Raw genomic sequence first — 18974 nt, 5'->3', positions numbered from 1 at the left:
GCACGCCGGGGCGCTCCGGGCTAGCGCGCCCCGGCCGCCGTGCGTTCCGCGGCGGGGGAGAAGCCGGCGAACGCGCCGATGGCCCGCTCGACGTCCTCGGTGACGAGGTCGTGGTTCAGCGCCCCGGCGGCGGCCGCGCCCTGGGCTGCGGCGATGATCACGGTCGCCCGCGCGTCGACGACGTTCCCCGCGGCCCACACGCCCGGCACGCCGGTCTTCCCGGACGGGTCGACGTCGCCTTCGACGTACCCGAGGCCGCGCAGCAGCTCGTCGTGCGGGACGGTCCGGGTGCGGAGGAACAGCGCCGCCCGCGGCACGAACCGGGCCCCGAGCTCGACACCGGTGAGGTGGCCGTCTTCGCGCCGGATGCCGGTCACGACGCCCTCGGCCACGCGGATCCCGCGCGCGTCGAGCCGTTCGCGGTCCTCTTCGGACACCTGCGTGGTGTGGGCGAAGTACACGACGTCCGGCGACCACTGGCGGACCAGCAGCGCGTGCTCGACGCTCGCGGGTTCGGTGCCGAGCACGCCGAGCGGCTGGTCGCGGACTTCGTAGCCGTGGCAGTAGGGGCAGGTCACCGCGTCGGTGCCCCAGCTCTCCCGCAGGCCCGGGATGTCGGGCAGGTCGTCGTGGACGCCGGTGGCGACCAGGACGCGCCGGGCGGTCAGGTGCCGGCCGCTCGCCAGCTCGGCCGTCAAGCCGTGGTCGAGCCGGGTCACCCGGTCTTCGAGGAGTTCCACGCCGTAGCCGCGGAGTTCCGCGCGGCCGAGGGCGAGGAGTTCGGCCGGCGGCAGGCCGTCGCGGGAGAGGAAGCCGTGCATGTGGGCCGCCGGCGCGTTGCGCGGGGCGCGGGAGTCGACGACCGCGACGCGCCGCCGCGCCCGGCCCAGCATCAGGGCGGCGCTGAGTCCCGCGGCGCCGCCACCCACCACCAGTACGTCGAAGCTGTCGTTTTCGCTCATGGAGCCACCATGAACCCGGCCTCGCGAATTCGACAACTAATGTTGCCGTTTCCGGGACAAGCGGGTTTCCTGGAGGCCATGACGGACGCGATCACCCAGGCCCTGGCCGAGGTCGGCCCCCGGCTCAAGCGGGTCCGCACGCAGCGGCGGGTCACCCTGGCCGACCTGTCGGCGGCCACGGGCATTTCGAAGAGCACGCTGTCCCGGCTGGAGTCCGGCCAGCGCAAGCCGAGCCTGGAGCTGCTGCTGCCGATCGCCCAGGCCCACCAGGTGCCCCTCGACGAACTGGTGGGCGCGCCGGAGGTCGGTGATCCCCGGGTCCGGCTGACCGCGCGCCGCATCCCGCGCCACAACGGCGCGACCATGACGGTGCTGCCCTTGACCCGCCAGCCGGGCGCGCCCCAGGCGTTCAAGATGATCCTCGAGCCGGAGACGGGCGAACCCGATCCCCAGGTCCACGAGGGGTACGAGTGGCTGTACGTGCTGTCGGGCCGGCTGCGCCTGATCCTGGCCGACCGCGACATGACGCTGGGTCCGGGCGAGGCGGCGGAGTTCGACACCCGCCTGCCGCACTGGTTCGGCGCGGTCGGCGGCCGGCCCGCGGAGATCCTCAGCCTGTTCGGCAAGCAGGGGGAGCGGCTGCACCTGCGCGCGAAGTCGCGTTAGCCCAGTTCCCGCTGCATCAAGAGCGTGTCCAGCCAGCGGTCCTGCTTGAACCCGACGCGGCGCAGCACGCCGGCGTCGGTGAACCCGGCCGCCCGGTGCAGGTTCCGCGACGCGGGGTGGCCGGAGTCGACGATGACGGCGATCGCCTGCCGCGCCCCGGCTTCCGCGCACTGCTTCAGCAGCTCGTCGAGCAGCCGGCGTCCGTGGCCCCGGCCGGCGGCCCGGGGTGCGAGGTAGATCGTCGTCTCCACCGAATACCGGTACGCCGGCTTCGGCCGCCACGGCGCCGCCAGCGCGTAGCCGAGGATCTCGCCTTCCTCGGCGAGGACGAGGAAGGGCCACGTGCGTTCGCGGATCTTCGCACGCCACTCGGCCGCAGTCGGCGGAGTCGTTTCGAAGGTGAAGACGGAGTCGGTGACGTACGGCGCGAAGACGGCGGCGATGCCTTCCGCGTCGGCTTCCGTCACTTCCGCTATAGTGGACATAGTAGGTATTATAGAGGAATGATCGATCCGGTCCTGCTCGGCCGCCACCTCCACGACCTGCGGGCGGGCCGCGGGCTGGCGTTGAGTGCCCTGGCCGAGGCGGCAGGTGTCAGCGTCAGCATGCTGTCGGCGATCGAGCGCGGCGAGAAGACGCCGACGGTCGTGGTGCTGTCGCGGATCGCCGACGGCCTCGGGCTGTCGCTCTCGCGGCTGCTCGCCGACCTGGAGAGCGACCGGGTGATCGTCCGCCGCGCGGCGGAGCAGGACCACGTCGCCGAGCCCGGCGGCTGGCACCGCACGGTGCTGACGCCGGTCGTCCCCGGCGTCAACTTCGAGTGGATCCGCACGACCCTGCCGTCCGGCTGCGACGCGGGCGTTTTCCCGGCGTACGCCCCGGGTTCCCACGAGTTCGTCGCCGTCGAGTCGGGCGAGCTGTGCCTGGGCGTCGGCGACGCCGAGTACGTCCTCGCGGCGGGGGATTCGGTGTACTTTCCCGCCGACGTAACCCATTCCTACGCGAACCGCGGCCAGAAGCCGTGTGTGTACTTCGTCGCGGCATTGATCATGCGGCCGCGCGCGAAAACCGGATGACCTCCCGGATGACCTCGGCGGGGACGAGCTTGACTCATCCGATCTTTTGCCTTTAGCGTGAGTCGCGTTCCCGATCCGCCGTCGGAAGCACCTCGAGGGGCTTTCGCCGTGGCGAGTTGAGGGAGTTGTCGTGGGAAGAGCGTTGAGCCGCCGCCGTGCCGTCACCTGGGGAGCCGGTGCTGCCGGTGCCGCCCTGCCCTTGATCGGATCACCGGCGTCCGCGGCCGAGGAGTCCGGAGACCCGTCCGGCCGGTTCTTCGACGTCACGAAGTTCGGCGCGAAAGGCGACGGACACACGATCGACACCGCCGCGATCAACCGTGCGATCGACGCGGCCGCGACCCGTGGCGGCACCGTGTACTTCCCGGCCGGGACGTATGCGAGCTATTCGATCCACCTCAAGAGCAACATCGCGCTGTACCTCGCGGCCAACGCGACGATCCTGGCCGCCGCCCCGGCCGGCGGCCGCGGTTACGATCCCGCCGAACCGGGCGCGGGCAACCCGTACCAGGACTTCGGGCACAGCCACTGGCACAACAGCCTGATCTGGGGCGAGAACCTCGACAACGTCACCATCGAAGGCCCCGGCAAGATCGACGGCCAGGGCCTGGTCGCCGGCGGCAGCGCGGAATCCGCGCCGCTCAACGGGAACAAGGCGATCGCGCTCAAGTGGTGCCGCAACGTGGCCATCCGCGACATCACCATCGTCAACGGCGGGCACTTCGGCATCCTGCCCACCGGCGTCGACAACTTCCGCATCGACGGCCTGGTGATCGACACCAACCGCGACGGCATCAACATCGACTGCTGCAAGAACGTCCGGATCGCCGACACGACGGTGAACTCGCCGAACGACGACGCCATCGTGCTCAAGAGCACCTACGCGCTGAACCAGGTGCGCGACACCGAAAACGTCACCATCGACAACTGCTTCGTCAGCGGCTACGACCTGGGCACCCTTGTCGGCGGAACGTTCAGGACCGCGGGCTACGGACGCACGGGCCGCGTCAAGTTCGGCACCGAATCCAACGGCGGTTTCCGCAACATCGCGATCTCGAACGTGGTCTTCGAGCACTGCCGCGGCCTGGCCCTGGAGACGGTCGACGGCGGTTGGCTGGAAGACGTCACCATCGGCAACCTGACCATGCGCAACGTCCAGATGCCGCTGTTCCTCCGGCTGGGCGCGCGGATGCGCGGCCCGGCGGGCGTCCCCGTCGGCTTCCTGCGCCGGGTGAGCATCAGCGACGTCACGACGATCGACGCGGACCCGCGCTACCCGTCGTGCTTCGCCGGGATTCCGGGCCACCCGATCGAAGACGTCAAGCTGAGCAACATCCGCCACCACCTCGCGGGTGGCCTGACGCCCGGGGACGCCGTGCCGGATCCGCCGGAACTGGAGACCGCGTACCCGGAGCCGTCGATGTTCGGCACGCTCCCGGCGTACGGCTTCTTCGTCCGCCACGCGCGCGGGATCAGCTGGGACAACGTCGACGTGCGGTTCGGCAAGCAGGACACGCGCCCGGCGTTCGTCCTGCGGGACGTGACGGACGCCGACGTGCACCACTGCCGCGCGGACAAGGTGGCGGGCACGCCGACGTTCGTCCTCGACGGCGTCGACGACTTCCGGGTGAGCGACGGCCGGCCGGTGCCGGAGGCCCGGGTCGACCACGCGGATCACCAGGAGCTGTAGGGAATTCCGGCCGGGTCCTGGCGCCGCCGCGGGATCCGGCCGGTCAGCGGCCGCGCAGCTTCGGGCGGGCCAAGCCGATCACCGACATGACGACCAGGGCCACCGCGGCCACCGCCGCGATCACCGTCAGGACGGGCGCCCGGCTGTCGGTGCCGGTCAGGCTGAGAATGCTCGACACGAGCAAAACCGCCCCCACGGCGAGAAAGATCCAGCACAGCGCCGCCGTTTCCGGGATGAAGTGCCAACGCCGTTCGGCCATCGCAACCTCCTCGATCGGGTGTGATCGGGAAACTGCCCCGATCGCGAGTCGATCAAACCGGCGGAAATCCGCCGTGACCCGCGACGGCGATCGAGCCGTCGCAAACCGGCCAGCTCCGGCGATCCGCCGCCGGTTCACTGGGCCGCATGAGCGCACCAGCACCGCGGTGGCCGGCCGTCTTCGCCGTCACCGCCGGGATCTTCGCCATCGTCACCACCGAAATCCTGCCGATCGGCCTCCTCACGCCGATCGCGGCGGCCTTCGGCGTCTCGGCCGGGACCGCCGGCTGGACCATGACCGTGCCCGGGTTCGTCGCCGCCGTCGCCGCGCCGGTCGTGACGGTCGCGACCGGACGGGTCGACCGGCGGCTGATGCTGACCGTTCTCATGGTCCTGCTCGCGGCCGCCGGGTTCCTCGCCGCGGCCGCGCCCGCGTTCTGGGTGCTGCTGACGGCCCGGTTCCTCGTCGGACTGGTCATCGGCGGCTTCTGGTCGATCGGCGCCGGCCTGGCGCCCCGGCTCGTCGGGACCGCGGCGGCCGCGCGGGCGACGTCGGTGATATTCGCCGCCGTGCCCCTCGGTTCGGTGCTGGGCGTGCCGCTCGGCACCCTGGTCGGGCAGCTCGCGGGCTGGCGGAGCGCCTTTCTCCTGCTCGGGGTGCTGAGCCTCGCCATCGCCGCCGCCCTGCTCGTCCTCACCCCGCCACTGCCACCGGCCGAGGTCACCCGGCTGAGCGTCCTCAATGGACTGTTGCGCCGTCGCCGGGTCCGCACGGGACTGGTCGTGACGTTCCTCGTCGTCCTCGCCCATTTCGGCACCTACACCTACGTCACGCCGCTGCTGCGGGAGGTCGTCCGGCCGGAGGTGCTCAGCGCGTACCTGCTGGTGTACGGGGTCTCCGGGATCGCGGGCACCTTCCTGGCCGGGCGGTTCCGGGGCGGGTTCGCGGTGGCGGCGGCGCTGATCGCGGTGTCGGTCTTCGTCCTGCCGCACACCGGCCCGCTCGGCGCGCTCGGCACCCTCGTCGTGTGGGGCGTGGCCTACGGCGCGGTGCCGTTCTTCTCCCAGGCATGGTTCGCCGGCGCAGCGCCGGACGCGCCCGAGGCGGCGACCGTCCTGTTCACCGCGTCCTTCCAGGCGACGATCTCCGCCGGGGCGCTGGCCGGCGGGTTCGTGGTGGACGCGGTGTCGGTGCCGGCCGTGATGACCTGCGGGGGAGTGGCCGCGCTGATCGCCGCGGCGGTGATCCGGGGCGCGCGTCGCACCGGCGGCCCGGCGTCGTCGCCCCGGCCGGCTCGGTGCCGAGCCGCTCCGCCTCGGCGCTGACCCCGGCCACGACGTCGAATGCCATGGCCCCCGGCCCGACGTTCCGCTGGCCGGAACACCAGCCTGTCCTCGGCCGTGGCCTCGGTGCGACGGTCGGGACATGGCTCCCGTGATGGCGGCGATCGTCGGCCCCGGCAACATCGGCACCGATTTGCTGGCGAAGCTGCGACGCAGTGAAGTGATCGAAGTCGGGTACGTGGTCGGTGTGGTCGAGTCGGACGGCCTCGACCGCGCTCGCGCGCAGGGGATCGCGGCGTCGGCCGAGGGCGTCGACTGGCTGCTGCGCCAGGATCCCCGGCCGGACCTGGTGTTCGAAGCGACGTCGGCGAAGGCGCACGCCGCGAACGCCCCGCGGTACGAGGAAGCCGGGATCCAGGCGATCGACCTGACCCCGGCGCACCTCGGCCCGATGGTGTGCCCGCCGGTGAACCTCGGCGCGCACCTCGAGGCGCCGAACGTCTCGATGATCACCTGCGGTGGTCAGGCCACGATTCCCATGGTGCACGCCGTTTCGCGGGTCACGCCGGTGCCGTACGCCGAGATCGTCGCGTCGGTCGCTTCGCGGGGAGCGGGCCCCGGGACGCGGGCGAACATCGACGAGTTCACGCGCACGACGTCGCAGGCGGTGGCCGAGATCGGCGGTGCCGGGCGGGGCAAGGCGATCATCATCCTCAACCCGGTCGAGCCGCCGATGATCATGCGGGACACGGTGTTCTGCGCGATCCCGCTCGACGCCGACCGCGAAGCCATCACCGCGTCCATCCACGAAATGGTCGCCGAAGTGCAGAAGTACGTCCCCGGCTACACGCTGCGCGCCGACCCGCAGTTCGACGACGCGCGCGAAGACTGGGACGGCAACGCGCGGGTCGGCATCTTCCTCGAGGTCCGCGGCAACGGCGACTACCTGCCGGAGTACGCCGGGAACCTGGACATCATGACCGCCGCGGCCGCGCGCGTCGGTGAGCTGATGGCCCGCGCGAAGCAGGAGGTTTCCGCATGACCCGGCCGGAACTGCGCCACGACGTCCGGATCGTCGACACGACGCTGCGCGACGGCAGCCACGCGATGGCCCACCGCTTCACCGAACAGCAGGTGCGTGACACGGTCCGCGCGCTCGACCGCGCGGGCGTCGAGGTGATCGAGGTGACCCACGGCGACGGCCTCGGCGGTTCGTCGTTCACCTACGGCTTTTCCGCCGTGGACGAGCTTCGCCTGATCGCGGCGGCCCGCGAGGAGGCGAAGCAGGCGAAGATCGCGGTGCTGCTCGTGCCCGGCATCGGGACGGCCGAGGACCTCCAGCGCGCGTTCGACGCGGGCGCGGAGATGGTGCGCGTGGCGACCCACTGCACCGAGGCCGACGTGTCGCCGCAGCACTTCGGGCTGGCGCGGGAGCTCGGGATGGAGACCGCCGGGTTCCTCATGATGGCGCACCGGACGCCGCCGGAAGACCTGGCGAAGCAAGCCCGGATCATGGTGGACGCGGGCTGCCAGGCGGCGTACGTGACGGACTCGGCGGGCGCGTTGCTGATGCACGAGGCCCGCGCCCGCTTCGAAGCACTGGTCGCCGAGGTCGGCGACACGGCGTGGGTCGGCTACCACGGGCACCAGAACCTCTCGCTCGGCGTTGCGAACTCGGTGCTGGCCTACGAAGCGGGCGTCCGGTACATCGACGGGTCGCTGTGCGCGCTCGGCGCGGGCGCGGGCAACTCGCCGACGGAGGTCCTGGCGGCGGTGTTCGACCGCCTGGAGATCCACACCGGCCTCGACGTCGGCGGCCTGCTGGACGCGGCGGAGGAAGTGGTCCGCCCGTACCTGCACCGCTGGCCGAAGATGGACCGCAACGCGATCGTCCAGGGCTGGGCGGGGGTCTATTCGAGCTTCCTGCTGCACGCCGAACGCGCGGCGGAGCGCTACGGCGTCCCGGCGCAGGCGATCCTGCGCCGGTGCGGCGAGCTGGCCCTGGTGGGCGGCCAGGAGGACATGATCATCGACGTCGCGGTGCAGCTGGCGGCGGAGGGAAAGGCCTAACCGGCGAACCGGTCCTGCGCGGCGAGCTTCCAGGCGCGTTTGACGTCACTGGCGCCGTGCCCGGACCCGTCGTCGACGAGGAGTTCGGCGCCCGGCCACGCCTCGGCCAGCTCCCAGGCCGTCGTCACCGGGCAGCTGAGGTCGAGCCGGCCGTGGATCAGCACGCCGGGGATGCCCGCCAGGCGTCCGGCGTCGCGGATCACCGCGCCCTCTTCGAGCCAGCCGGCGTGCGCGTAGTAGAACGTGCCCGTCGCCGACGTCGAGCAGCCCGTGGTCGTCGGGCTCGATGGGCGGGTGGAAGTCGCTCACCCGCCCATCGTGCCCGGTTCTCAGGCGGGCTCGCCGAACCAGGTGCGCAGCGCCGGCTCGAGGCCGTCCGTCGAACCGTCCTCGCGTGCCCAGGCGATGTGCCCGTCGGGCCGGACCAGTACGCCGGTCAGCGACGGCTCGCTGTCGCACTTCGCGGACAGCACGTTGACGCGCCCGGCCCAGCCGGCCGCCGTCTCGCGCAGGGCGGGGTGGTCGGCGAGGTCGAGCAGGAGGGGCTTGCCGTCGTGGAGGCGCTCGCCGAGCCGGGTGCCGTCGGCGAAGGCGAGGTCCGGTGCGGCCCGGCCGGTGAGGTCGTGCTCGCCGTCGATCGCGTAGCGGTGCAGCACGCCGGAAAGCTTCTTGGCGAGGTACGTGGCGCCGTCGCCGGTGGACAGCAGGTCGGTGACGACCTGGCGCAGCGCCTTCGTGCGGATGTCACTGCGCATCAGCGCGACCTGCGCCCGGGTCCATTCGAGGACCCACTCGCCGATCGGGTGCCGCTCGGTCGTGTAGGTGTCGAGCAGGCCGTCGGGTGCCCAGCCGTGGACGGTGGCGGCGAGCTTCCAGCCCAGGTTGACCGCGTCGCCGATGCCGAGGTTGAGGCCCTGCCCGCCGAAGGGCGAGTGGACGTGCGCCGCGTCGCCGGCCAGCAGCACGCGGCCCTGCCGGTAGGTGCTCGCCTGGCGCGCGTTGTCGGTGAAGCGCGTTGCGCTGTGGAGCTTCGTCACCCGGACGTCGGCCCCGGAAACCCGCCGGAAGCTGTCTTCGACCTCCTGCGCGGTGACCGGCGCGTCGCGGTCCTCGGGCGGTCCGTCGAACTCGACGGTGAGGATCCGCCCGGGCGTCGGCCCGTGGACGTAGAGACCGCCGGGGCCGTGCTGCCAGCCGGCGGGCAGCGCGTCGGCCCCAGCGAGCTCGGTGAGCGCCTGCCGTCCGGTGATGGCGGGGTCGGTGCCGGGGAACGCGAACCCGGCCAGCTTCCGCACCCGGCTGCGTCCCCCGTCGCACCCGACGAGCCACCCGGCACGCACGGTTTCCCGGTCGCCGAGGTGCACGGTGACCCCGTCGTCGTCGGCGTCGAACCCGGTGAGCTCCACGCCGCGCCGGATCTCCACCCCCAGCTCGGCGGCGCGCTCGGCGAGGATCGCCTCGACGGCCTGCTGCTGGATGACGACCACCCGGGCGGCGGGCCCGACGTCCCGGAAGGCGGGGTCGGTGAAGTCGACGCCGCCCGAGGTGACCATGATCCCGGCGAAGTGCCCCACGGGGACGGCCTTCGGACCGCTCCCGCCGCGGGATTCGAGGAACTTCTGGATTTGCGCGAAGTTCTGCTGCACGACGGCGTCCATGGCGGGCAGCAGACCCCGCCGGTAGAAGGCTTCGGCCGTGGTCAGGTTGACCGACCCGGCCTTGATCGTCTGGTCCGGCTCGGGCAGCCGTTCGACGACGAGCACGTCCACGCCCGCCAGCCGCAGTTCACAGGCCAGCATCAAGCCGACCGGTCCGCCCCCGGAGATCACCACATCCCTGTTCATGGCTCCGATGATGCCGCGAAACTTTTACCGAGTCAAACTTTGGGCTCGGTCTATACTCTCGGCTCATGGCTGACCCCGGACTCCGCGAGCGGAAGAAGCAGGCCACCCGCCTGCTGATCTCGAACGTGGCCACAGGCCTCTTCATCGAGCGCGGCTTCGAGGAGGTGACGGTGGCCGAGATAGCCGAGGCGGCGGGCGTCTCGAAGATGACGGTGTTCAACTACTTCCCGCGCAAGGAGGACCTGTTCCTCGACCGCCACGCGGATCGCCTGGCCGAGCTGACCTCGATAGTCCGGTCACGGCCGCCGGGTGTCTCGCCGTGTACGGCCCTGCGACGTCACCAGCATGCGCTGCTGGCCTCGGGCCATCCGCTCTCGGGCGCGATTGCGGGCGGCCCCGGATTCTGGTGGGTTCTGACGTCCAGCCCGGCGCTGATGGCCCGGTGGTACGAGCAGGAGCGCGAGATCGCGGACGCGTTCGCGGCGCTGCTGATGGAGGAGACGGGCGACGAGTTCCGCGCCCGCATGGTGGCGAACCTGCTGACCACGGCGATCACCACGGTGTTCGCGCACGCGATGGGCCGGATCGTGGCGGGAGATGATGCTGAAGTCGTGCGGCGGGAGCAGGTGGCGGTGATCGATCAGGCTTTTGACCTGGTGGAACGCGGAGTGGGGGAGTTCCCCGGCGAGGCGGAGCGGCATGAGGAGCGCTAATGTTGCTTAAGAAGCTTTAGCTGGAGTAATGCCGGACGCGGTCATACCGTGACCGGGTGCTGCCTCTCCTCCTGGCCGGGTTCGGGACCGGTCTCTCGCTCATCGTCGCGATCGGTTCTCAGAACGCCTTTCTGCTGCAGCAAGGCCTGCGTGGCGGAGCCGTGGCGCCGCTCGTTGTCATCTGTGCCGTGTCGGACCTCGTGCTGATCGGGCTCGGGGTCAGTGGAGTCGGGGCCGTGCTGGCGCGGTGGCCGACCGCCATCGGGGTGGTGGCCGTGGGAGGTGGGCTTTTCCTGCTCGGGTACGGGGTGCTTGCCGCGCGGCGGGCCCTGAAGCCGTCCGTGATGACCGTGGGGGAGGAACGTACGCCGCTGCGGAAGGCCGTTCTGGCCTGTGTGGCCTTCACCTGGCTCAATCCGCACGTCTACCTCGATACCGTCCTGCTGCTCGGCTCGGTTGCCGTGGCTCATGGGGATGGACGGTGGCTGTTCGGGCTCGGCGCCGGGGTGGCCAGCGCCGTGTGGTTCAGTGCGCTCGGGTTCGGGGCCCGACGGCTGGCCGGCGTGTTCGCGAAACCCGTGGCGTGGCGGGTGCTCGACGTGGTGATCGCCGTGACCATGACCGGGCTCGGGATCAGCCTGCTGCTCAGCGTGTGATCACCACAGGGTCGAGGCCGGCGGGCGCTCCAGATCCAGGAGGAACTGCTTGCGCCGGATGCCGCCCGCGTAGCCCGTCAGCTTTCCGCCTTTGCCGACGACGCGGTGGCACGCCACCAGGATGCTCAGCGGGTTGCGCCCGACCGCCGCGCCCACCTCGTGCGGGAGGCCGCCGACCGCCCGGGCGAGGTCACCGTACGTTGCCGTGTCTCCGTACGGGATCGACGCGATCTCGGCCCACACCGCGCGGTCGAAATCGGGGCCGATCGCCTGCATCGGGACGTCGAACTCCGTTCGCTGGCCGGCGAAGTACTCCTTCAGCTGCCGGGACGCTTCGGGGAACGCCGTGTCGTCGCGGTCCCCGAACGCGGTGCGGTCCGGGCGGGTCCAGTGGTTCGGGAAGTACAAGCCGGTCACGACGTCGCCGTCGCCGACCACAGTCAGTTCGCCGATCGGGGAATCCAGTACTGCGTGGTTCATCGAGTCTCCCAGGTCGTGCTGTCCGCGCGGGCGCCGCGCAGACCGGGCAGGGGGTAGCCGGCCAGTGCCGAGGTGGCGAAGGTCCGGTGCGGACTCCAGGACGTGGACAGCTGCAGGCGTCGGGCCATGCCCGCCCAGCCCGCCGGGGTGGCGCTGACCACCCACGCGTCCGGTTCCGGCGCTGCGAAACGGCGGGCCTGACGCAGCCACGACGCCGCCGTCTCGGGCCAGGCCACCGTGGTCAGCACCACGCCGCCCCACGCCGCGGCGATCCGGTTGCCGTCGGGCCGCGACGCGAAATCCGTGCCGATCACGATGTGCCGCGCCCCGCCGAGCAAGCCGAGCAGCGCCTCGAGTTCGAGCGAGGTCATGCCGCGTCGTGGAACACGAGGCCCAGCGTGTGCCGGCGGCCCGACCGGACCACCGAAACGCCGTGGCGCACCGGGGCCGCCGACCAGCCGCGGGCCGAGCGGATCGGCCTGTCGCGGGTGGTGAACACCAGGCCGTGGCCCTGCGGGATGAGGGTGGCCGTTGCGCGGGACTGCGCGCGTGGCCGTTGCTCGACCAGGAGGAACTCGCCGCCTGTGTGGTCAGTGCCGGGGTCGTTGAGGTTGATCACCACCTGCAGCGGGAACACCTTGTCGCCGTAGAGATCGCGGTGCAGGGCGTTCCAGCCGCCCGTTTCGTAGCGCAGCAGGATCGGCGTGGGCCGCGCCTGCCCCGCAGCGTGGCAGACCGCCAGCCACTCGTCCAAAGTGGACGGCCACTCGGCCGCGCGGCCCAGCCGGGCGGACCAGTCCTGGGCGATCGGCAGCAGCCGCGGGTAGAGCGCCTGCCGCAGCCGCTGCACGGGTTCCGGGAATGGTGAGGCGAAGTAGTGGTAGTCGCCGTTGTCCCCGAAGCGATGGCGGCGCAGGTTGACCGTCGCCCGGAAGTGCGATGGCTCGTCCCACAGCGCCACCAGCCGCGCGCACTCGGCCGGGGTGAGCAGCGGCGGCAGGAGCGCGCAGCCATAGTCATCGACTTCGGCGGCGACCGCGGCCCAGTCAGCCGCGGCGACGCGCTCTTCGAAGGTTTTCACGCTGCCTCCTTGGTCAGTGGGGCGTAATTGGTTGGATCCGGCCGGGGTCGGATGGGCCGGTGTGGGGGAGGAGCAGTGGGTCGTGGCCTCGGCTCAGCCGGCCGCAGCGACGCGCCCTTCGCGCGTCGTCACGCTGCTTCCATCGTCAGCAGGACTCGCTTGGCCTCTTCGCCGCCGGCGTATTGGCCGTACGAGCCGTCGGAGCGGACTACTCGGTGGCAGGGGACCACCAGCGGTAGTGGGTTGAGGGCGCACGCCGTGCCGACTGCGCGGACGGCCTTGGGGCTGCCCGCCGCCGCTGCCACCTGGGCGTAGCTTTCCGTGTGGCCGTACGCGATCTCGGGCAGGTGGTCCAGCACCGCGCGGCGGAATCCGCGGGCCAGCCGGAAGTCCAGGGGGACGTCGAACGCGCGGCGCTCGCCCGTGAAGTACTCCTCCAGCTGCCGGGCCACCGGGTCGAGGCGGGCCGGGGCGCGCAGGATCCGCGGGCTGATGGCCGCCGCCAGCTCGGCCAGTACCGCGTCGTGGTCCTGGCGGTCGAAGGCCACCTTCACCAGGCCTTCCTCGGTTGCCGCCAGCAGCAGCGGGCCGACCGGGGAGTCGACCGTGCGGTAGGCGACGTCGAGCAGCCCGCGTTCGGCGGCGTCGGCGACCAGCCGCTCGTGCAGCACGCTCGAGTCGAGCAGGATCTCGTCCCCGAAGAACTGGAACATGTCGATCATGGGTGTGCTCCTTCCAGGGGATAGCCGGCCCGCAGCGCCTTGACGCCGTCGGCGGCGGCCCGGCGCGCGGCTTCGGCGGTGCCTCCGGTGATTTCGGCGATTTCGCGGTACGGCAGCCCGGCCAGGTAGTGGTAGGCGACGGCGAGGCGTTGCTTGTCCGGCAGCCTCGCCAGCGCGTCCCACAGGTCGCCGTGCCACGCGTGCGCGTGGCCGGGCCGGTCCGGCACCTCCTCGACCGGAATCGGGTGGCGGGCTTGCGCGCGGGTGACGTCGACGGCCTTGCGGTGCGCGATCGTGACGAGCCACGCCTGGACGTTCGCGTCGGCGGGCAGCTCGGGGTAGGCCTTCAACGCCGCCAGGAAGGTTTCCGACCAGGCGTCCTCGGCGTCGGCGGGCCCGAGCAGGGCCCGGCAGACCCGGAGGACCATCGGCCCGTGCTCGGCCACGACTTGCTCGAACGGTTTCACGATCACACCAGGAAGACGTCCGGGAGCGCCGGAACGTGAGGTCACAATTTCGCGGTGCCGGTCACGACGGTCGCCCCCAGGTCGTCGCAGGAGTGCACGCGCGGTGTCAACCCCGCCGCAGCAAGGATCTCCGCGAGCACCGGCGCCTGCCGCTCGCTCGATTCGATCAGCAATGTCCCTCCCGGAGCGAGCCACTCCGGCGCGCCTGCGGCGACGCGCCGGGCGAGGTCCAGGCCGTCCGCGCCACCGTCGAGCGCCACCAGCGGCTCGTGCAGGCGCGCTTCGGGAGGCATCGTCGCGACGGCGTCCGAAGGCACGTACGGCACGTTCGCCAGGAGCACCGAGACCCGGCCGCGCAGGGACGACGGCAGCGCGTCGTAGAGATCGCCCTGGTGGACCCGGGCCCAGGGCAGGTTCAGGCGCGCGCACTCGACCGCGGCCGGCTCGACGTCGGCGGCGTGCAGCTCACGCGGTGGAAGGGCCGCCGCGAAGGCGGCCCCCAGCGCCCCGGAGCCACAGCACAGGTCGACGACCACCGGGTCCGGCGGAGCGAGCGACACGGCCACGTCGACCAGGAACCCGGTGCGGTGCCGCGGCACGAACACCCCGGGCCGCACGGTGACGCGCAGGCCGTGGAACTCCGCCCAGCCCAGCAGGTGTTCCAGCGGCAGCCCGGCGACGCGGCGCTCGACGAGCGCGGCGAGTTCCGCGGGGGTCGTGGCCGCGGCGACGAGGAGATCGGCCTCGTCCTCGGCGAACACGCAGCCCGCGGCGCGCAGCCTGGAAACGACAGCTCGAATGTCCGACAAGGGACGAAGCCTACAAGACCTGCACCGCGTCCCCGACGTTCAGCCCGTCGAAGAACGCGGCCGAATCGGCGTCGGTGAGGTGGACGCAGCCGTGCGAGGGGGCGTCGAGCGGCCCGGCGTGGAAGGCGATGCCGCCGGCGGCGAAGAACACCGAGTTGGGCATGTCGGTGCCGTACTGGCTGCTGCGGTGCTCGCGGTCCTTCCAGACGACGTGGAACGATCCGGCGGGTGTCGCCTGGTCGGGTGGCCCGAACCCGGCCGGGACCGGGCCGCGGACCACCCGGCCGTCCCGCAGCAGCCAGGCCAGCCGCTGCGCCAGGCTGACGCAGGCCCCGGTGGTGACGGTGCACGGCGGCGCGGGCGGCGGCGTGGTGGTGGTCGGCACCGGTGTGGCCGACGTGGTGGTCGGCGGCACCGGCTCGGCGATCGGGCTCGGCGTCGTCGCGCGCGGCGCCGAGCAGGCCGCCGTGACCAGCGCCGCCCCCACCAGGGTCACCACCGTCCTGCGCATCCGTTGTCCCCTCGCCGATGGAACCTGCCGGGGATCAGTACGGGTGAACGGCCCCGAAGGTTGAGCGCGGAGGATTTACCCCGAAAGTGTGACGGCTATTCCTGCGGGCCCTACGGGTGGATCCCCTCGGCGAGGATGACGTCGGCGAGGTTGTCCATCGCGTGCGTCATGTCGGCGCGGAGCCCCGCGGCGACGACGCGGTGGACGAGCGGGCCGAGCGGGCCCAGGCCGAGGCGGAACTGGACGGCGTAGGTCATGAGTGTGCTCTCGCTGCCGTCGCCGCGGGTGATCGGCTCGAACTCGAACACGTTGGTCAGGTCCTGCAGCGGGGCGAACCCGACACCGGTGTCGACGCGGCGGGTGAGCGGCTCGATCTCGCGGACCGTCCACGTGGAGCGGGTGGTCAGCGGGCCGAGTGACTTGTTGCGCTCGCGGTAGGTCTTGCCGATTTCGGCCGTGCCGTGGTGGTCGGTCACCTCCAGGACGGTCGGGACCCATTCGGCGTAGCGGTGGGTCGCGGAGATCACGTCCCACACGCGCCGGACCGGGTGCGGGATGATCGCCTGCTCGGAAACGGTGTAGTCGCGCACCGGCGTCCCCTCTACTCGTGACCGAGGACGGCGCGGGCGGCGGTTTCGCCGGAGCGGACCGCGCCGTCCATGTAGCCGTTCCAGTGATCCGAGTGCTCGGCGCCGGCCCAGTGCACGCGGCCGAACGGCCGGTCGCGCCACGGGCCGAGCTCGGTCAGCACGCCGGTCCCGGGCACCGACGTCGGCCCGCCGCGGGTCCACTCCTCGCCGACCCAGTCCTGTTCGAAGTACGCCACCGGCTGCAGCGCGGGTTTCCCGACGGCGGCGGCGAAGGCGCGCAGGACGGCGGCGCGGCGTTCGCGCGGCGGGCGCGTGGCCCAGGTGTGCCACTGCGGGCCGCCGAGGAAGCCCATGAGGACGCCGGGTTCGCCGTCGGGCGGGGAGTTGTCGAACATGGAGCAGATCGGGGAGCCGTGCCGGAAGACGGCTTGGCCGTTGAGCCCGTCGGCGCGCCAGAACGGCTCGGGGTACACGGCTTCGCACTTCATCAGCGCGCCGAACGCCATCCGGGAGAACAGGGCGTCCTGCTGCGGGGGCAGCAGCGGGCGCCAGGAGATCCGGGCGGCCAGCGCGGGCGGGACGGCGACCACGACGTGCCGCGCGCTCCAGGTGTCCTCGTCGGACCGGACCGTCACCCGGTCGCCGTCCTGCTCGATCGCCCGCACCGGGGTGCCGAGCACCACGCGCCCGTCGAGTTCGTCGCCGATGCGTTGCGAGATCAGCTGGGAGCCGCCGGTGAAACGGAATTCCTGGGCACCGCCGGTGACGCCGATGCCGCGTTCGACGGTGCCGGGGGTGGTTTCGTTGCCGAACCCGGCGATGTACCAGAGGCTGTAGAGCAGCGACGCGTCGGCGGCACTCCCGCCGAAGGCCGAGCCGAGCAGCACGTTGACCAGGTCGAGGGCGCCGGAGCCGGCGGTGGTGTGCCGGATCCAGCTTTCGAAGGTCACGCTGTCCCACGCCCGTGCCTTGGGGGCGCGCCACGGCGCGTCGAGGGGGATCTTGCGCGCGAGCTGGTTGATCCGCCGCATCGCGATCCCGAGGTCGGGCAGCGCCAGCGGGTCGGGCGGGATGTCGCCGCGGTACCGGCGGGCCCGGCCGCCGTGGACGTAGACCGACGCGCCCTGGGTGTAGGCCGGGAACGTCTCGACGCCGACCTGCTTGGCCAGCGCGAGGACGTGGTCCTGGGTCGGGCCGGCGAATTGCCCGCCCGCCTCCACGACCTTGCCGTCGCCGAGGTCGTGGTTGAGCGTGCGGCCGCCGACCCGGTCGCGGGCTTCCAGGACGACGACGTCCCGGCCGGCCGCGGTCAGCTCGCGGGCCGCGGTGAGGCCCGCCAGGCCGGCGCCGACCACGACGACGTCACTGCGGCGCATCGGCGTTCTCCAGCGTGGGCGTGGCGGCGGCGAAGGCGTCGGCCGCCGCGAGGTCGAACTCGCCGTGGTCGCTGCCCAGCCCCTGGGCGACCAGGGCCGCGGCGGCCGAGCCGAGCACGGCGGCCTCCCGCGGCGAACGGCCGAGGCCGACACCGCGGAGGAAGCCCGCGGAGAACGCGTCGCCGCACCCGGTGGTGTCGACGACGTCGACCGCGAACGCGGGCACCGCGATCACCTCGTCCGCCGTGATCACCAGGGCCCCGCGGGCCTCCCGCGTGACGGCGACGCAGCCGACGCCGTGGCCGATCAACGCGCGGGCGCCGTCTTCGAGGGTGTCGGCGCCGGTGAGCCCGAGGACCTGCTGTTCGTTGGGCAGCAGGTAGTCCAAAGAGGACAGCGCGGGGGCGATCCAGGCCAGGATGCCGGGATCGCCGGGCGCGAGCAGGTCGGCCGAGGTGACCACGCCGGCCGCCCGGGCGGGGGAGAGGATCTTCGCCGCGTTCTCCCCGCCCATCAGCTCGGGCGCGCCGAGGTGCAGGTGGGTCGCCTGGGCGACTTCGGTTTCCGGGATGTCGTCCGGCCCGTAGGTGAGGTTGGCGCCCGGGACGTGGAAGGCGGGGCGGCTGCCGTCGGGCCGGATGGGCAGCACCGACGCCGAGGTCTGCACGTCCGCGCGGCGGACCACCAGCGAGGTGTCGATGCCGAACCGGGTCAGCATGGCCAGCAGCAGGTCGCCGATCGGGTCGTCGCCGATCGCGCCGGCGGTGCGGACGGACGCGCCGAGCTTGGCCAGGGTCAGCGCGGTGCCGGCCGCGGTCCCGGCCGGGCCGAACCGGATCTGCTCGACCAGGGTCGCGCCCTGCCCGTCGGGGATCGCTTCCACGGGCTGGACCTGCACGTCGAACACGTGCGCGCCGAGCGTGATCACCGTTTGCGTCACAGATCCTCCTCGATCCGTCGGGTGCTGCCGTACCCCCGCCGCAGGGCGGCTTCGATCACCGCGGTCTGCTGGGCGGTGTCCAGGACCCGGGGGGTGCCCATCGACGCGGCGTTCCGGTAGAGCTCGCAGGCCCACTCGAGCAGCAGCGCGTTGTCCACCGCCGCCGTCAGCGTGGGGCCGTGCACGACGGCGCCGTGGTTGGCCATCAGCGCCGCCGACTTGCCCTCGAGCGCGGTCCACACGTGCTCGGCCAGCTCGTCGCTGCCGAAGACGGCGAACGGCGCGACGCGCACGGCCCCGCCGAGCAGCAGCTGCTGGTAGTGCACGCAGGGGAGCTCGTCGAGCACGAGGGAGATCGCGGTGGCCTGCGGCGAATGCGTGTGCACGACCGCGCCGGCGCCGGAACGGCGGTAGATCCCGAGGTGCAGTTCCAGTTCCGACGTCGGCGCGAGGTCCCCGGCGACGACGGTCCCGGCCAGGTCGACGACGGTGATCTGCTCCGCCGTGGCCTTCCCGAGCACGACGCCGGTCGCGGTCACCGCGACGTGGTCGCCCACGCGCACGCTCACGTTGCCGGCGGTGCCGATGAGCAGCCCGGCGCCGGCCAGGTCGTGGCAGGCTGCGACCACCGCCTGCCGCTCGGCTCGCAGCAGCGCTGTCCCCGATGTCATCGGCTCAGCGTAGGGCAAACGTGAAACAAAGTCACGTTCAGGTTTGGCGAGCTGCCGTGGCCGTCTAGGTACGTCCCGGAATGAGGGGTCTCGCTGCCGGTGGTCGTG

The 18974-nt window shown here is 72.2% G+C and carries 23 protein-coding genes and 1 pseudogene; 8 read left to right on the top strand and 16 right to left on the bottom strand.

Annotated features, from left to right (window positions below):
- Positions 1 to 20 precede the first annotated feature (20 nt).
- Positions 21 to 962, bottom strand: coding sequence for an NAD(P)/FAD-dependent oxidoreductase (locus tag IE317_RS03545; RefSeq protein ID WP_191306573.1), 942 nt, complete (start codon positions 960 to 962; stop codon positions 21 to 23).
- 78 nt (positions 963 to 1040) lie between these two features.
- On the opposite strand from IE317_RS03545, the gene IE317_RS03540 reads away from it, so the two are divergent.
- Positions 1041 to 1628, top strand: a complete 588-nt coding sequence (locus IE317_RS03540; RefSeq protein ID WP_191306572.1) for a helix-turn-helix domain-containing protein — start codon at positions 1041 to 1043, stop codon at positions 1626 to 1628.
- Here IE317_RS03540 and IE317_RS03535 read toward each other — a convergent pair.
- A complete protein-coding gene (locus IE317_RS03535) occupies positions 1625 to 2113 on the bottom strand; it encodes a GNAT family N-acetyltransferase (protein WP_191306571.1) in 489 nt (162 codons plus the stop codon). The genes IE317_RS03540 and IE317_RS03535 overlap by 4 nt on opposite strands.
- Positions 2114 to 2131: 18 nt before the next feature.
- Here IE317_RS03535 and IE317_RS03530 point away from each other — a divergent pair, with 18 nt between their 5' ends.
- Together IE317_RS03530 and IE317_RS03525 are read left to right on the top strand one after the other, a co-directional pair.
- On the top strand, positions 2132 to 2704 hold the full coding sequence (locus IE317_RS03530; protein ID WP_191306570.1) for a helix-turn-helix domain-containing protein: 573 nt from the start codon (positions 2132 to 2134) through the stop codon (positions 2702 to 2704).
- Between the two features lie 199 nt (positions 2705 to 2903).
- Positions 2904 to 4394 carry a rhamnogalacturonidase gene (locus tag IE317_RS03525; RefSeq protein WP_191306800.1) on the top strand — a complete coding sequence of 497 codons (1491 nt, stop codon included), beginning with the start codon at positions 2904 to 2906 and terminating at the stop codon, positions 4392 to 4394.
- A 43-nt stretch (positions 4395 to 4437) separates the two neighbouring features.
- On the opposite strand, the gene IE317_RS03520 is transcribed toward IE317_RS03525, so the two are convergent.
- Positions 4438 to 4653 (bottom strand): hypothetical protein, encoded by a 216-nt coding sequence (locus IE317_RS03520; RefSeq protein WP_191306569.1) that lies wholly within the window; start codon positions 4651 to 4653, stop codon positions 4438 to 4440.
- 146 nt (positions 4654 to 4799) lie between these two features.
- On the opposite strand from IE317_RS03520, the gene IE317_RS03515 reads away from it, so the two are divergent.
- From IE317_RS03515 to dmpG, 3 genes are all read left to right on the top strand, one after another.
- Positions 4800 to 5978 carry an MFS transporter gene (locus tag IE317_RS03515; protein WP_191306568.1) on the top strand — a complete coding sequence of 393 codons (1179 nt, stop codon included), beginning with the start codon at positions 4800 to 4802 and terminating at the stop codon, positions 5976 to 5978.
- Between the two features lie 100 nt (positions 5979 to 6078).
- Positions 6079 to 6978, top strand: coding sequence for an acetaldehyde dehydrogenase (acetylating) (locus IE317_RS03510; RefSeq protein WP_191306567.1), 900 nt, complete (start codon positions 6079 to 6081; stop codon positions 6976 to 6978).
- Positions 6975 to 8006 (top strand): 4-hydroxy-2-oxovalerate aldolase, encoded by a 1032-nt coding sequence (gene dmpG / locus IE317_RS03505; protein ID WP_191306566.1) that lies wholly within the window; start codon positions 6975 to 6977, stop codon positions 8004 to 8006. Before IE317_RS03510 ends, dmpG begins: the two co-directional genes overlap by 4 nt.
- Here dmpG and IE317_RS03500 read toward each other — a convergent pair.
- Both IE317_RS03500 and IE317_RS03495 read right to left on the bottom strand, forming a co-directional pair.
- Positions 8003 to 8251: pseudogene (locus IE317_RS03500) on the bottom strand (alpha/beta hydrolase); the annotation flags it as partial. The gene dmpG and the pseudogene IE317_RS03500 overlap by 4 nt on opposite strands.
- Before the next feature lie 84 nt (positions 8252 to 8335).
- Entirely contained in the window at positions 8336 to 9850 is a 1515-nt protein-coding gene (locus IE317_RS03495; RefSeq protein ID WP_191306565.1) for an FAD-dependent monooxygenase, read from the bottom strand.
- A 65-nt stretch (positions 9851 to 9915) separates the two neighbouring features.
- Here IE317_RS03495 and IE317_RS03490 point away from each other — a divergent pair, with 65 nt between their 5' ends.
- Together IE317_RS03490 and IE317_RS03485 are read left to right on the top strand one after the other, a co-directional pair.
- Positions 9916 to 10563 (top strand): TetR/AcrR family transcriptional regulator, encoded by a 648-nt coding sequence (locus IE317_RS03490; protein WP_191306564.1) that lies wholly within the window; start codon positions 9916 to 9918, stop codon positions 10561 to 10563.
- Between the two features lie 56 nt (positions 10564 to 10619).
- Positions 10620 to 11219 (top strand): LysE/ArgO family amino acid transporter, encoded by a 600-nt coding sequence (locus IE317_RS03485; RefSeq protein WP_191306563.1) that lies wholly within the window; start codon positions 10620 to 10622, stop codon positions 11217 to 11219.
- Here IE317_RS03485 and IE317_RS03480 read toward each other — a convergent pair whose 3' ends face one another.
- The 11 genes from IE317_RS03480 to IE317_RS03430 all read right to left on the bottom strand — a co-directional run bounded on the left by IE317_RS03480 (position 11220) and on the right by IE317_RS03430 (position 18866).
- Positions 11220 to 11699, bottom strand: a complete 480-nt coding sequence (locus IE317_RS03480; protein WP_191306562.1) for a methylated-DNA--[protein]-cysteine S-methyltransferase — start codon at positions 11697 to 11699, stop codon at positions 11220 to 11222. It lies immediately after the preceding gene.
- Positions 11696 to 12070: a hypothetical protein gene (locus tag IE317_RS03475; RefSeq protein ID WP_191306561.1), complete on the bottom strand. Its 375-nt coding sequence runs from the start codon at positions 12068 to 12070 to the stop codon at positions 11696 to 11698. The genes IE317_RS03480 and IE317_RS03475 overlap by 4 nt, the downstream gene beginning before the upstream one ends.
- Entirely contained in the window at positions 12067 to 12780 is a 714-nt protein-coding gene (locus IE317_RS03470; protein WP_191306560.1) for a 2OG-Fe(II) oxygenase, read from the bottom strand. The genes IE317_RS03475 and IE317_RS03470 overlap by 4 nt, the downstream gene beginning before the upstream one ends.
- 128 nt (positions 12781 to 12908) lie before the next feature.
- Positions 12909 to 13502 (bottom strand): methylated-DNA--[protein]-cysteine S-methyltransferase, encoded by a 594-nt coding sequence (locus IE317_RS03465; protein WP_191306559.1) that lies wholly within the window; start codon positions 13500 to 13502, stop codon positions 12909 to 12911.
- Positions 13499 to 13975 (bottom strand): RNA polymerase sigma factor, encoded by a 477-nt coding sequence (locus IE317_RS03460; protein ID WP_191306558.1) that lies wholly within the window; start codon positions 13973 to 13975, stop codon positions 13499 to 13501. Before IE317_RS03460 ends, IE317_RS03465 begins: the two co-directional genes overlap by 4 nt.
- Before the next feature lie 35 nt (positions 13976 to 14010).
- Entirely contained in the window at positions 14011 to 14778 is a 768-nt protein-coding gene (locus IE317_RS03455) for a putative protein N(5)-glutamine methyltransferase (RefSeq protein ID WP_191306557.1), read from the bottom strand.
- 10 nt (positions 14779 to 14788) lie between these two features.
- Positions 14789 to 15289: a L,D-transpeptidase gene (locus IE317_RS03450; RefSeq protein WP_191306556.1), complete on the bottom strand. Its 501-nt coding sequence runs from the start codon at positions 15287 to 15289 to the stop codon at positions 14789 to 14791.
- 110 nt (positions 15290 to 15399) lie between these two features.
- The gene (locus tag IE317_RS03445) at positions 15400 to 15879 is read right to left on the bottom strand and encodes an SRPBCC family protein (protein ID WP_191306555.1); all 480 of its coding nucleotides are present in this window, start codon (positions 15877 to 15879) and stop codon (positions 15400 to 15402) included.
- A gap of 11 nt (positions 15880 to 15890) precedes the next feature.
- On the bottom strand, positions 15891 to 17255 hold the full coding sequence (locus IE317_RS03440) for a flavin monoamine oxidase family protein (protein ID WP_191306554.1): 1365 nt from the start codon (positions 17253 to 17255) through the stop codon (positions 15891 to 15893).
- Entirely contained in the window at positions 17242 to 18195 is a 954-nt protein-coding gene (locus tag IE317_RS03435; protein ID WP_191306553.1) for a carbohydrate kinase family protein, read from the bottom strand. The genes IE317_RS03440 and IE317_RS03435 overlap by 14 nt, the downstream gene beginning before the upstream one ends.
- Positions 18192 to 18866 carry a class II aldolase/adducin family protein gene (locus tag IE317_RS03430; protein ID WP_191306552.1) on the bottom strand — a complete coding sequence of 225 codons (675 nt, stop codon included), beginning with the start codon at positions 18864 to 18866 and terminating at the stop codon, positions 18192 to 18194. The genes IE317_RS03435 and IE317_RS03430 overlap by 4 nt, the downstream gene beginning before the upstream one ends.
- Positions 18867 to 18974: the final 108 nt, after the last annotated feature.

This window comes from Amycolatopsis bullii (assembly GCF_014654205.1).
Lineage (GTDB): Bacteria > Actinomycetota > Actinomycetes > Mycobacteriales > Pseudonocardiaceae > Amycolatopsis > Amycolatopsis plumensis.
This window is presented reverse-complemented; position numbering and strand designations above follow the sequence as displayed.

Coding starts and splice junctions, on each gene's coding strand:
- IE317_RS03480 (WP_191306562.1), bottom strand. CDS start 11,699: ATGAACCACGCAGTACTGGATTCCCCGATCGGCGAACTGACTGTGGTC.
- IE317_RS03530 (WP_191306570.1), top strand. CDS start 2,132: ATGATCGATCCGGTCCTGCTCGGCCGCCACCTCCACGACCTGCGGGCG.
- dmpG (WP_191306566.1), top strand. CDS start 6,975: ATGACCCGGCCGGAACTGCGCCACGACGTCCGGATCGTCGACACGACG.
- IE317_RS03430 (WP_191306552.1), bottom strand. CDS start 18,866: ATGACATCGGGGACAGCGCTGCTGCGAGCCGAGCGGCAGGCGGTGGTC.
- IE317_RS03540 (WP_191306572.1), top strand. CDS start 1,041: ATGACGGACGCGATCACCCAGGCCCTGGCCGAGGTCGGCCCCCGGCTC.
- IE317_RS03515 (WP_191306568.1), top strand. CDS start 4,800: ATGAGCGCACCAGCACCGCGGTGGCCGGCCGTCTTCGCCGTCACCGCC.
- IE317_RS03510 (WP_191306567.1), top strand. CDS start 6,079: ATGGCTCCCGTGATGGCGGCGATCGTCGGCCCCGGCAACATCGGCACC.
- IE317_RS03520 (WP_191306569.1), bottom strand. CDS start 4,653: ATGGCCGAACGGCGTTGGCACTTCATCCCGGAAACGGCGGCGCTGTGC.
- IE317_RS03450 (WP_191306556.1), bottom strand. CDS start 15,289: ATGCGCAGGACGGTGGTGACCCTGGTGGGGGCGGCGCTGGTCACGGCG.
- IE317_RS03545 (WP_191306573.1), bottom strand. CDS start 962: ATGAGCGAAAACGACAGCTTCGACGTACTGGTGGTGGGTGGCGGCGCC.
- IE317_RS03440 (WP_191306554.1), bottom strand. CDS start 17,255: ATGCGCCGCAGTGACGTCGTCGTGGTCGGCGCCGGCCTGGCGGGCCTC.
- IE317_RS03465 (WP_191306559.1), bottom strand. CDS start 13,502: ATGATCGACATGTTCCAGTTCTTCGGGGACGAGATCCTGCTCGACTCG.
- IE317_RS03490 (WP_191306564.1), top strand. CDS start 9,916: ATGGCTGACCCCGGACTCCGCGAGCGGAAGAAGCAGGCCACCCGCCTG.
- IE317_RS03495 (WP_191306565.1), bottom strand. CDS start 9,850: ATGAACAGGGATGTGGTGATCTCCGGGGGCGGACCGGTCGGCTTGATG.
- IE317_RS03535 (WP_191306571.1), bottom strand. CDS start 2,113: ATGTCCACTATAGCGGAAGTGACGGAAGCCGACGCGGAAGGCATCGCC.
- IE317_RS03475 (WP_191306561.1), bottom strand. CDS start 12,070: ATGACCTCGCTCGAACTCGAGGCGCTGCTCGGCTTGCTCGGCGGGGCG.